9 protein-coding genes and 2 pseudogenes are annotated in these 12,452 nt (G+C 67.4%); 6 read left to right on the top strand and 5 right to left on the bottom strand.

Annotated features, from left to right (window positions below):
- Positions 1-6 precede the first annotated feature (6 nt).
- The gene (phbB, locus tag DL544_RS17390) at positions 7-747 is read left to right on the top strand and encodes an acetoacetyl-CoA reductase (RefSeq protein WP_005419193.1); all 741 of its coding nucleotides are present in this window, start codon (positions 7-9) and stop codon (positions 745-747) included.
- 200 nt (positions 748-947) lie between these two features.
- Entirely contained in the window at positions 948-3,245 is a 2,298-nt protein-coding gene (locus DL544_RS17395) for a TonB-dependent receptor (RefSeq protein ID WP_139727639.1), read from the top strand.
- Positions 3,246-3,691: 446 nt separating this feature from the next.
- On the opposite strand, the gene DL544_RS17400 is transcribed toward DL544_RS17395, so the two are convergent.
- Together DL544_RS17400 and rsgA are read right to left on the bottom strand one after the other, a co-directional pair.
- Entirely contained in the window at positions 3,692-4,945 is a 1,254-nt protein-coding gene (locus DL544_RS17400) for a flavohemoglobin expression-modulating QEGLA motif protein (protein WP_005419197.1), read from the bottom strand.
- Between the two features lie 183 nt (positions 4,946-5,128).
- A complete protein-coding gene (gene rsgA / locus DL544_RS17405) occupies positions 5,129-6,238 on the bottom strand; it encodes a ribosome small subunit-dependent GTPase A (protein WP_065196455.1) in 1,110 nt (369 codons plus the stop codon).
- 114 nt (positions 6,239-6,352) lie between these two features.
- Between rsgA and DL544_RS17410 the strand changes: the two genes are divergently transcribed.
- The 3 genes and pseudogenes from DL544_RS17410 (at position 6,353) to DL544_RS17420 (ending at position 8,970) form a co-directional block, all read left to right on the top strand.
- On the top strand, positions 6,353-7,627 hold the full coding sequence (locus DL544_RS17410; RefSeq protein WP_065185367.1) for a pyridoxal phosphate-dependent aminotransferase: 1,275 nt from the start codon (positions 6,353-6,355) through the stop codon (positions 7,625-7,627).
- Positions 7,628-7,630: 3 nt separating this feature from the next.
- Positions 7,631-8,248, top strand: coding sequence for an SGNH/GDSL hydrolase family protein (locus DL544_RS17415; RefSeq protein WP_005419202.1), 618 nt, complete (start codon positions 7,631-7,633; stop codon positions 8,246-8,248).
- Between the two features lie 4 nt (positions 8,249-8,252).
- A pseudogene (locus DL544_RS17420) lies at positions 8,253-8,970 on the top strand (methyltransferase domain-containing protein).
- Positions 8,971-9,094: 124 nt separating this feature from the next.
- Here the strand turns inward: DL544_RS17420 and DL544_RS17425 are convergent.
- Positions 9,095-9,872: pseudogene (locus DL544_RS17425) on the bottom strand (polysaccharide deacetylase family protein).
- A gap of 56 nt (positions 9,873-9,928) precedes the next feature.
- On the opposite strand from DL544_RS17425, the gene grxD reads away from it, so the two are divergent.
- Entirely contained in the window at positions 9,929-10,855 is a 927-nt protein-coding gene (gene grxD / locus DL544_RS17430) for a Grx4 family monothiol glutaredoxin (RefSeq protein WP_065185372.1), read from the top strand.
- Positions 10,856-10,977: 122 nt separating this feature from the next.
- On the opposite strand, the gene DL544_RS17435 is transcribed toward grxD, so the two are convergent.
- Positions 10,978-11,517, bottom strand: a complete 540-nt coding sequence (locus DL544_RS17435; protein ID WP_005419210.1) for a DUF924 family protein — start codon at positions 11,515-11,517, stop codon at positions 10,978-10,980.
- 43 nt (positions 11,518-11,560) lie between these two features.
- Positions 11,561-12,337, bottom strand: a complete 777-nt coding sequence (locus DL544_RS17440; protein WP_049415280.1) for an AMP nucleosidase — start codon at positions 12,335-12,337, stop codon at positions 11,561-11,563.
- Positions 12,338-12,452 lie beyond the last annotated feature (115 nt).

A 12,452-nucleotide genomic window follows, 5' to 3' on the forward strand; every position in this document is an offset into this window, starting at 1 on the left:
TCTGCAATGACGCTTCGAATCGCTTACGTCACCAGTGGAATGGGCAGTGTCGGCACTGCCATCTGCCAGAGCCTGGCCCGCAGCGGCCACACCGTGGTTGCCGGCTGCGCGCCGAACTCGCCGCGCAAGGCCAACTGGCTGCGCGAGCAGCGCGAACAGGGCTTCGACTTCATCGCCTCCGAAGGCAACGCCACCGACTGGGCCTCGACCAGCGCCGCGTTCGCCAAGGTCCGCGCAGAAGTCGGTGAAGTGGACGTGCTGGTCAACAACTCCGGCGGCAGCCGCGACCTTCTTTTCCGGCAGATGACGGTGGAAGACTGGAACGCGGTGATCGCCTCCAACCTCAATGCGCTGTTCAACCTGACCAAGCAGGTGGTCGATGGCATGGCCACGCGCGGCTGGGGCCGCATCATCAACATCGGTTCGGTCAGCGCCCACAAGGGCCAGATCGGCCAGGTGAACTACGCCACCGCCAAGGCCGCGATGCACGGTTTCAGCCGTGCACTGGCCGCCGAAGTGGCCTCGCGCGGGGTCACCGTCAACACGCTGTCGCCGGGTTACATCGCCAGCCAGGCGATCAGCAGCTTCCCGCCGGATGTACTGGATCGGCTGGCCGCCTCGGTGCCGGTGCGCCGGCTGGGTCGGCCCGAGGAAGTGGCCGGCCTGTGCGCGTGGCTGGCCTCGGATGAAGCCTCGTACGTGACCGGTGCCGACTATCCGGTCAACGGTGGCCTGTACATGGGTTGAGCCCTCCCCACGGAGTGCGCGGGGCCGGTGAATCTTCGTTCGCGAGGGGGATCCGGCCCCTTTTTCTATCGGGTTGCAGGACACGCACGGGGGCCTGCGTCGTTCGTTGGTTTCTCGTAAAGAAGGTTTCATGTTCCGTTCGCATAGTGGCCATGCACCGCGCACGTGTGCCGGTGACCACCCCCATGCAACGGACCACCATGCAGACCCGACACCTGACGATCGCCGTGGCGATCGCGCTCTCCGCCGCCACCAGCGCCCATGCCGCCACCGCCGCCGATACCGGCGCCAGCACCGATGCCGCGCTGAGCGCGCAGACGCTGGACACCGTCTCCGTGATCGGCCAGGGCGAGACCCGCCAGGTGCAGCGCATCACCACCGTCGACAAGCAGGTGCTGCCGCCGGGTACCAGTGGCCAGAAGATCCTCGACCGCCTGCCGGGCGTGTCGGTGCAGTCCAACGATGCCTTCGGTGCCAATGAGGAATCGCAGACCATCAGCCTGCGTGGCTTCGACAAGAGCCGCCTCGGCTACACGCTGGACGGCATCCCGCTGGGTGACAACAGCTACGGCAACTACAACGGCCTGAGCATTGCCCGCGCGATCATTGCCGAGAACCTGGCCGGTGCCGAGCTGTCGCAGGGCATCGGTTCGCTGGGCGTGGCTTCGACCAGCAACCTGGGCGGCACCATCCAGTATTTCTCGATGGACCCGTCCACTGAATTCGGTGGCCGCGCCAGCGTCACCGTCGGCGACAACAACCAGCGCCGTGGCTACCTGCGTGTGGACACCGGCGACCTCAACGGCTTCTCGGCCTATGTGTCCGGCGTGCACCAGGACCAGGACATGTGGGCCGCGCCGTACCAGAACCAGACCACCCGCCAGTTCAACGCCAAGGCCGTGTGGAATATCGGCGACCACCGTTTCGGTGCGTTCGTGGCGACCTCGCGCGCCAGCCAGGCCAACTACGCCTACCTGTCCAAGGACATGCTGGCCCGCGGCCTGGGCTATGACTGGAACATCTACGCACCGGACTGGGACCGCGCCGTCGCTGCTGCGTACTGCGCGCCGGGCACCTACAACAAGGCGCGCTGCAGGTTCAGCGGCGGCGTCAACAGCATCGACGATGCGTACTACCAGAGCCGTGCACTTCGCGACGACAACCTCTATTCGGTCGATGCCGACCTGCGCCTGGGCGAGCAGGGTCGCCTGAAGCTGCTGGCCTACCACCACGACAACCGTGGCCAGGGCCACTGGTGGGCACCGGGCCAGCCGTCCTACCCGGGCACCGACAGGATGCTGCCGATTTCGATCCGCAGCACCAACTACACGATCAACCGCGATGGTGTGACCGCCGCGCTGTCGTGGACGGTGGGCATCCACGAACTGGAGGCCGGCCTGTGGTACGAGCAGAACGACCATAACGTGTCGCGCAACTTCTACTACATCAGCGGCCCGTTCCTGGACGACCTGTACCTGAAGAACCCGGACCGCCTGCTGTTCAACCAGGATTTCGACATCCGCACGCGCCAGTTCTACGTGCAGGACCGCATGCGCTTCCTCGACCAGCGCCTGACCGTGGACGTGGGCATCAAGAGCCCGAACACCCGCATGCGCGCCACCGCCCAGCCGGGCGTGGAAACCAGCATCGCTTCGGGCACGCTGACCGCCAAGAAGTCGGTGCTGCCGCAGGTGGGCCTGGGCTTCAAGCTCAACGCCAACAATGAACTGTTCGCCTCGTACGCCGAGAACATCGCCGCCTTCGTCGGTGGCGGCAGCGGTGGCCCGTTGCAGGTGTCGCCGGAATCGTTCGCAGCCAGCGCCGGGCTGGAACCGGAGAAGTCCAAGAGCCTGGAAGCCGGCTTCCGTACCTTCGGCGAGAAGTACCAGGCCTCGATCGCGGCCTACAACGTGAAGTTCGACAACCGCCTGCTGTCGCTGAACCCGTGTTCCAGCATCGAAGTCGGCACGCGTCCGGAGTGCGTAACGCGCTTCATCAATGTCGGTTCGGTGAAGAGCCACGGCGCGGAACTGACCTTCATCCTCAAGCCGATCGACGGCCTGCAGTGGTACAACGCGCTGTCCTGGAACAAGACCACCTACGAGGATGACTACACCTCGGGCGGCGCGATCGTGCCGGTGGCCGGCAAGATCACGGTGGATACGCCGCAGCGCATGGCCTCCAGCGAGATCAGCTGGAACCGCGATGGCTTCTTCGCCAGCCTGCGTGCCAAGTACACCGGCAAGCGCTACTACACCTACACCAACGACCAGTCGGTGCCGGGGGTGACCACCTTCGACGCCGGTGCAGGCTACGACTTCGGCCCGGGCCTGGGCCTGCGCAACGTTCGGGTGTCGTTGAATGCGACCAACCTGACCAACAAGCGCTACGCCGGCCAGCTGAGCTCGTTCGCACCGACCGATCCGAAGGGCACGCGCTATGCGATCCATGCGAGCGCACCGCGGCAGCTGTTCATGACGGTGGCGGCGGAGTTCTAAGTCAAAAGCGGGCGCTGCGGCGCGTTGATTGTTCCTGCATGGCGTGGGTAGGCAGGCCCATGCAGGACACGCCGTAAACCCATCCATGGGGGCTCGATGGCGCCATCCATGGCGCCAACGGTCCTGCGCCGGCCCATCCGACCCTGCTCGACGGTTTCCCGCGCCACGGTGCGGAGGACAAAGAAGAGCAAGAGCAAAGAGCCGGGCATTGCCCGGCTCTTTGCTTTTCAAGATTTTCAAGCGCAATCCCTTCGGCGCGCTGATGTGCTGCCGCCCGCGCGGGAAACTGTCTGGCGGCGGTGGCGTACCCTGGCCAGGACCGTGAGGCGCATGGATGCGCCGATCGAGCCCCCATGGATGGGTTTACGGCGTGTCCTGGCCAGGGTGCGCCACCGCCGCCCAGCGATATCAATCGAGGCGCCAGCGCATCATCCCGCCAACGCATTTCATTCCGGCGCCAGCTGGTCCATCCGTATCCGGTTGGCAAACAGCGAAAACGCCAGCATGCCGGCCAGCCCATTCGCCCGGCTCACCCAATGCGGCAGCCAGCGCGGTGGCTTCAGCACCCCCGCCTCGAACAACGGTGCGAACGCGATCGCATCGGCCAGGCTCATCTTGCCGGCGAACAACCAGCGGCAGACCTGCAGGCGGTCCTCGGCCAGCATGTGGCGGAAGAAGGTATGCACCGACACCAGGCCGCGCAGGTACACCGTGTCCTTGGTGAAGGCCAGGCCGCCACTCGGCGGCACCCCACGGAACACGCGCTGTGCCGACGCAAAGCTCTCTTCGGCGTTCTGCCCGGCATCGCAGAAGTAGCGGAACACCTCGATGAAGTCGGCGCCTTCGCGGGCCATCGCGATCGCTTCAGTGCGCAGACTGATTCGCTTCAGGCGCTCGATGTCGATGCTGCCGGTGATCTGTTCGGCGAAGGTAGCCAGCCCTTCCTGGGTGGCCGTCACCCGCGGCGAGGACAACGCCAGGCTGGGCAGCACCGGTTGTTCGCGGCCATTCAAGGCGGTCAGCGAATGCACCAGCGCTTCGTGGTGGAACAGCTGCGCGCGGTCGTAGGCACTGAAGCGCGCACTGGTGCGCAGGCGGATGCGGGTCGGTCCGGCAGCGGCCTTGGACACCAGCTCTGGATCGAGCTGCACCTGGATGATGCGCGATTCGAAGAACGCATCCAGGTCATTCTGCAGCTGCAGCTGCAGGGCAATGGCCGAGACCGGCACCTGCTCTTCCGGCGCCAGCAGTTCGTGATCGAGTTCGGCAGCAATCTGGATGAAGTGACGCGCCGCTTCGCGCGTGCTCGGGCCATTGCCTGGCAACGGCTGCTCGGGCGCGCCGAACAGCTGCACCGAACAGGTATCGACGGCGGCAGTGCCCAGCCCCTCAAGCAGCTGCGCGGCCAGGTCCCAGCTCTGTGCCGACTGCCGCACGTAGTGGCCCAGCGGATGAGTATCATCGCAGTCGGCGGCGATCGCAGCCAATGCGCGGCGCTCCTCGCTGAAATCCAGCCTCGGGTAATCCACCTTCGGCAGCACCGGCTGGCCACGTGCCACGCTGTCCAAGAACGGGGCCTGCAGCGTGGCCGGCCAGCTGGTCAGCCCCAGCAGGCGGATGCCTCCCACGGCCTCGACCAGGCGCGCATCGAGCGCTGCATGGTGGGCCACCTCACGGTCCAGCGTCGCGGTCGGTTCCATGGGCGGACTATAGCGCCCTGCCCTTGCTTTGGTAGGTGCCAACCTTGGTTGGCATGCGCCGACGGCGGGCTGCGGACAGATTCGTGCCAACCAAGGTTGGCACCCACCCGAAGCAGGCAGACGCGGGTTCAATACAGGGGTCGGAGCCCATTGCGAGGCAATGGGATCCGACCCCGACACCCATCAGCGCCGGCGCGGCTTGGCGGCCGGGCGGAACTGCTGGCCCTTGCCCTTCCTGCCGCCACGTTCCTGCGCGGTCTCGGCCTGGCGCACCGCCAGCTTGGCGGCAGCGGCGGCCACTTCTTCCTTCAGCTTGAAATAGTTCAGCAGCCGGCTCTCTTCGATCTCGCCAGCGTCGATCGCTGCGCGGACAGCACAGCCCGGTTCCTGCTGGTGCTTGCAGTCGTTGAAACGGCACTGCGTGGCCAGCGCTTCGATGTCGGCGAAGCCACCTTCGGACAGCGTTTCTTCGCCGGTCGGTTTCAGCTCGCGCATGCCGGGGGTGTCGATCAGGCAGGCGCCGGTCGGAAGCGGCATCAACGCGCGATGGGTGGTGGTGTGGCGGCCGCGCGAATCGTTGGCACGCACCGCGTTGGTCTTCATCCGCTGCTCGCCGAGCAGGGTGTTGGTCAGCGTGGATTTGCCGGCACCGGAGGAGCCCACCAGCACCACCGTGCGCCCCGGGCCCAGCCACGGTTGCAGCACCGCCACACTGTCGGCATCCAGGCCGTTGATCGCATGCAACGCGATGCCCTGCATCTCCAGTTCTTCCAGCACCGCCAGCGCATCCTCGCTGTACTCGGTCTGGTCGGCCTTGGTCAGCACCACCACCGGTTCGGCGCCGCCACCGCCGACCAGCAGCAGGTAGCGCTCGATGCGGCGCGGATTGAAGTCGGCATCCAGGCCACAAACGATGAACACCGTATCGATGTTCGCTGCGATCACCTGCTGGTGGTAGTGCTCGCCCGCCGCGCCACGCTTGATCGCGGTGCGACGCGGCAGCAGCGCAACGATGCGGATGCCGTCCAGCAGCACCCAGTCGCCCACTGCAGGCCGCTCGTGGCTGGGGAAGCGCGGGCGCTGCCATTCCGGCAGTGACTCCGCTTTGATCGCCGCATCCGGGCCATCGGCCACCACGTAATGGGTCCGGTGCTGCTCGATCACCCGCGCCGGGCGGGCCTGCGGGTGCGCGGCCATCATGGCCTGCCAGTCGGCCTGCTGCGCCGGGCCCGGCCAGGGCCAGCCGATGGTCTGCAGGGCGATGAAATCGGGGGTCTGGGTCATCGCCGCCATTCTACCTGTGACGGCCCCCGGCCAGCCCAGCAATGGCAGGCGCGGAGCCGTTGCCATGCACTGCAGCAATTCCGGTAGGATGGAATCCCCATGCCTTTTGACGGCCCAGCCCCCATGTCCACCCTTTCGCCCAAGCCCCTGGCCATCCGCGAGCGCCTTTCCGAAGTGCGCTACGAGATCCGCGGAGAGCTGGCCCGGCGAGCGCGGGAGCTGGAGGCGCAGGGCCGCAAGCTGATCAAGCTCAACATCGGCAACCCGGGCAACTTCGGTTTCCGCGCACCCGAGCACCTGCAGCGCGCGATCGCCGACGACATGGGCCGCACCGACCCGTACACCCACCAGCAGGGCCTGCCGGTGGCGCGTGAAGCCATCGCCGATTACTACGTCCGCCGCGGCGCACCGGATGCACACCCGGACCGCGTGTTCGTCGGCAACGGTGTCAGCGAGCTGATCGACCTGTCGCTGCGCGCACTGCTCAATCCGGGCGATGAGGTGCTGGTGCCGTCGCCGGACTACCCGCTGTGGTCGGCCTCCACCATCCTCAACGATGGCCGACCGGTGTACTACCGCTGCGCCGCCGAAAACGGCTTCCAGCCGGACCCGAGCGAGATCGAGACGCTGGTGTCGTCACGCACCCGCGCCATCGTGCTGATCAACCCGAACAACCCCAGCGGCGCCAGCTACCCGCGTGAACTGCTGGAGCGCGTGGTCGAGATCGCACGACGCCACAACCTGCTGTTGCTGGTCGATGAGATCTACGACCAGATCCTGTACGACGATGCGGTGTTCCAGCCGGTCGCGCCGCTGGCCGGCGACCATCCGTGCCTGACCTTCAGCGGCCTGAGCAAGGTGCACCGTGCCTGCGGCTGGCGCGTGGGCTGGGCCCACCTCAGCGGCGACGACGCGCGCCTGGGCGACTTCCGCGCCGCGCTGGACCTGCTGGGCGCGCTGCGCCTGTGCGCCAACGTACCGGGCCAGTACGCCATCGAGGCCGCAGTGAACGGCCCGGACACCATCTCCGAACTGTGCACCCCGGGTGGCCGCCTGTATGAAACCCGCCGTGCGGTGATCGACGCCTGCGAAGCCAGCGAGCACCTGTCGCTGGTCGCGCCGGCCGGTGCGCTGTATGCGTTCCCGGCCGTGGTCGGTGCCGCTGCCAAGGGCTTTGACGACCACAACTTCGCGCTGGACCTGATGAACAACGAAGGCGTGCTGGTGGTACCGGGTTCCAGCTTCAACGTGCCCTACCGCCATCATTTCCGCGTGACCCTGTTGCCGGAAGCCTCGGTGATGCGCGATGTGTTCGCCCGCATCGACCGCGTGCTGGCCCGGCGTGCCGAGGACGCGACCAAGGTCGTGCCGCTGAAGCCGCGCCGTTCGGTGGCCTGAGCGGTGGCGCTGTCCTACCTGGCGCTGGGCGACTCGTACACCGTCGGAGAAGCCGTTGCCGTCGAAGGCCGCTGGCCGCACCAGCTGGCCGCCGCCCTGCGTGCGCAGGATGTGGCGCTGGCCGACCCTCAGACCATCGCCACCACCGGCTGGACCACCGACGAGCTGGACGCCGGCATCGATGCGGCCGCACCCCAGGGTCCGTTCGATTTCGTCAGCCTGCTGATCGGCGTCAACAACCAGTACCGCGGCCGGCCGCTGGACGAGTACCGCGTACAGTTCCAGGCCCTGCTTCAGCGGGCGATCGGCTTTGCCGGGGGCCGCCCCGGGCGTGTGCTGGTGCTGTCCTTCCCCGACTGGGGCGCGACGCCGTTCGGTGCCGGCAGCGGCCGCGACCTGGCCACCATCGAGATCGAGACCGACGAGTTCAACGCAGCGGCCGAGGTGATCAGCACCCAGCAGGACGTGGCCTTCGTCGACATCACCGACATCAGCCGTGACCAGGGTGACAACCCGGCAATGATCGCCGAAGACGGCCTGCACCCGTCGGCGCGGATGTACGCACTGTGGAGCGCGCGCGCGCTGCCGGTCGCCGCACACCTGCTCGGTGGCACGGACTGACACGATGGATGGTACGCCACGGAACGGCCCGCCCCTGCCCTGCACACCGCTGACCGCCCGCAGGCCCGCGCGATCGCCGAAGCGTTCCGCCCGGCACGGGCCTGGGGCAGCCGCCGCGACTACTACTACACCCGCGGCAAGCTCGGCAGCGACCCGCTGTATGACGGCGTGCTGCAGCATCTGCCCGACGACGGGCAACCCTTACTGGACCTGGGTGCGGGCTGGGCCTGTTCGCCCACGTGCTGCGCCAGCGCAGCGGCACCCACCCCTACCTCGGCGTGGACGTGGATGCCGGCAAGATCACCCGTGCCCAGCGTGCCGCCGCCGGCCTGCACGCTGTGCGCTTCGACTGCCTGGACGTGCAGGCGCCACTGCCGGCGCAGCCTGGACACGTCCTGTTGCTGGATGTGCTGCAGTACCTGGACGCGGGCCCACAACTGGCATTGCTGCGTGCGGCCAGCGCGCGGGTGGCCGCCGGCGGCCGCCTGCTGCTGCGCACGCCGCTGGCCACCGGCGATGGTCGCGACCGCACCACGCGGGTGGCGGACCGGTTGGCCTGGCTGGTCGGCTGGATGGGCACGCGGCCGCGCCACTACCCCGACCCGCACGTGCTGCAAGCGACACTGGCCGAGGCCGGATTGCAGGTGACGGCGCCGCGTCCCCTGCATGGGCGCACGCCATTCAACAGCTGGTTGCTGGTGGCCGAACGCCCCGCGCTGTAGAGCCGCGCTGCGACGTTTTTCCGGTGCTTCACACCGCCGCCCGAGCATCGGCTCGGGCGCTACAGCAGCGCCCCCTTGTAGAGCCGAGCCCATGCCCGGCTGCTCTACATCACCAGGGCCGGCGTTACGGGACCGGCAGCCGCGCTTTCAGCCCGCGCTCGTCCAGTGCCTGCAGCACGCCCTCGATGATCGCCAGGTTGTGGCCGTGGGCGGCCCCCTCATGCAGCAGCACGATGGCCCCGGGCGCAGATCCGGCAGCAGGCGGTCGAGCACCCCCTGCGCCGTGCAACCGATGCCGTCGAAGCCGCGCGCGCTCCAGCCGACCCGGACCAGGCCCAGCCGCTGCAGTACCGGCGCCACGAACGGATTGGTCATGCCCACCACCGAGCGGTACCAGCGCACCGGGCGACCGCTTACCGCCTGCAGCGCGTGCTGGCAGCCCTCGATCTCGGCGCGCATCGCCGCCGGGCCCAGCCGCCAGAAGCGCGCCTGCGGGTGGCTGTGGCTGTGGTTGCCCAGGTCGTGGCCGCGGTGCAGGATCTCCTGCACCAGCTCCGGCTGCGCCAGCGCGCGCTCGCCCACCAGGAAAAAGGTGGCATGGGCCTGGTGGCGGTCCAGCAGGTCGAGCACGGCACGGGTTTCCGGGCCAGGACCGTCATCAATGGTCAACCAGACGCTGTTGCCGACATCCGGCAACCGGCTCAGCACCGGCGCATAGAAGCGACTGTTGGGCAGGAACACCGGCACCATGAACAGTGCGTGGCTGGCCACCATCAGCGGCAGCCCCCAGTGCCAGCCCGCCAGGGCCAGACCAGGATCACCAGCAGCTGCGACGCCACCAGCCAGGGCAGCCAGCGCCAGGGCCGGGTCGGGATGCGATGCAATGTTCCTGCGTTGCTCATACCCCATGATGCCATGAGGGGTAGAATTGATGGTTCGAATTCCCGGAACCCCGTCCATGTCCCTCGATCCTGCCCTGCGTTCGCGCATCGAATCCATCCTCAACGCCAACCGCGTCGTGCTGTTCATGAAGGGCCAGCCGTCGATGCCGCAGTGCGGTTTCTCGGCCAAGGCCGTGGGCGCCCTGCAGGACCTTGGCGTCGAGTTCGCCCACGTCAACGTGCTGGCCGACCAGGAAATCCGTGAAGGCATCAAAGCCTATGGCGACTGGCCGACCATCCCGCAGCTGTACATCGACGGCGAACTGGTCGGCGGCAGCGACATCGTGCTGCAGATGGCCGCCAGCGGCGAGCTGAGCAGCGTGCTGGGGCTGCCGGCACCGGACCGTACCCCGCCGAGCATCACCGTCACCCCGGCGGCCGTGGAAATGCTCAAGGGCGCGCTGGCCGACGCCCCGGGCGCCGCCCTGCAGCTGACCATCGACGCCGGCTTCCAGCCGAACTTCCAGCTGGCCCCGCACGACGAAGGCGCCATCGCTGCCGAGTCCAATGGCCTGCGCGTGCAGTTCGACCTGGCCAGCGCCCGTCGCGCCAACGGCATCACCATCGACTGGGTGGACGACATCCGCGGCAAGGGCCTGGCCATCGACAATCCGAACGCGCCCAAGCCGGTGCAGGAAATCAGCGTGCGCGATGCCGACGACCTGGTGCGTGCCGGCAACATCACCCTGGTGGACGTGCGCCCGGCCGACGAACGTGAAATCGCCGCCGTGGGCGTACCGTTCAAGACCTTCGACGGCAACGGCCGCGCCGCGCTGGAAGCCCTGCCGAAGGACACCGCACTGGCCTTCATGTGCCACCACGGTGGCCGCAGCGCGCAGGCTGCCGAGCAGTTCCGCGCCCTGGGCTTCACCAAGGTGTTCAACGTGACCGGCGGCATCAACGCCTGGTCGGAAGACGTCGACAACGGCGTGCCGAAGTACTGATTGACGGCGCGGGGTCAGCGCCCTTTCCTGCGGGAAGCGGATCTGGCCCCCGAAAAAAAAGGGGACGGAGGGGATTAAGTCGTTTATGCCACAAACGACTTAATCCCCTCCGTCCCCTTTTTTCAGCCGGCGAATCCGCCTTCGGCCAGGTAGTCCAGTTCTTCCGGCGAGGGAATGCGCCCCAGCACGGCGTTGCGGTGCGGGAAACGGCCGAAGCGGCGGATGATGTCGCGGTGCAGCTCGGCGTACTGCAGGTATTCCTTGTCGCCCAGCACATCGAACATCGCCACCGAACGGTCCTGGTCCAACGGGTCCTCGGAGTGCTCGAACGGCAGGTAGATGAAGGCGCGCAGCTTCGGCACCAGCTGCAGGTCCAGGCCTTCCTCGATGGCGCGCATGGCGTAGTGCCGGGCCAGGCCATCGGTAGCATAGGAATGGGCAGTACCGCGGAAGCAGTTGCGCGGGAACTGGTCCAGCAGCAGCATCAGCGCCAGTGCGCCCTCGGCACTGCCCAGCCAGTGTTCACGCCCACGCGAAGCGGCGGCGAAATGCTCATCCAGGAACAACTGGCGGAACTGCGCGTCGAACGCATCGTCGCGGGCGAACCACTTCGCAGGGCCCGCTTCTTTCCAGAAATCCACCACTTGCGCGGCAACGTCCATCACCTACTCCCCAGGGCCGGCGCGCCGCGCCAGGCCATCATCATCATTCGTCGAAGCGCAGGTGGCGGACCGACTTGCCGTTGCGCCGGATAAGCTTAAGCGCCTCGATACCGATCTGGATATGGTTTTCCACGAACTGGGAGCTGACCTTGGCATCGGAGGCCTCGGTCTTGACCCCGTCGGGGATCATCGGCTGGTCCGAGACCAGCAGCAGCGCGCCACTGGGAATGTGGTTGGCGAAACCGGCTGCGAACACGGTGGCGGTTTCCATGTCGATGGCCATGCAGCGCATCGCCCGCAGCCGCTCCTTGAAGGCCTCGTCGTGCTCCCAGACCCGGCGGTTGGTGGTGTAGACGGTGCCGGTCCAGTAGTCGTGGCCGAGGTCACGGATCATGGTCGAGACTGCACGCTGCAGCGCAAACGCCGGCAAGGCTGGCACTTCCGGCGGCAGGTAGTCGCCCGACGTACCCTCGCCGCGGATCGCCGCGATCGGCAGCACCAGGTCACCCAGCTGGTTCTTGCGCTTGAGGCCACCGCACTTGCCCAGGAACAGCACCGCCTTGGGCATCACCGCCGACAGCAGGTCCATGATGATCGCGGCATTGGGGCTGCCCATGCCGAAGTTGATCATGGTGATGCCATCGATGGTGGCGCTGGCCATCGGCCGGTCCAGGCCGATGATGGGCGCACCGGTCAGCTCGGAAAAGGTGTGCAGGTAGCCGCCGAAGTTGGTCAGCAGGATGTGCTGGCCGAACTGGTCCAGCGGCACGCCGGTGTAGCGCGGCAGCCAGTTGTCGACGATTTCCTGCTTGCTCTTCATGGGCGGTCCGGTACGGCGTGGGGGCCGCCATTGTAGGCGTGCACGGGCCAACCCACACCTGGGCCGGCAACGAAGAAGGGCGACCCTGCGGCCGCCCTCCTGGTTTCCCTGCGGT

Origin of the sequence: Stenotrophomonas sp. pho (assembly GCF_006228405.1) — a bacterium.
GTDB classification, from domain to species: Bacteria; Pseudomonadota; Gammaproteobacteria; order Xanthomonadales; family Xanthomonadaceae; genus Stenotrophomonas; species Stenotrophomonas sepilia.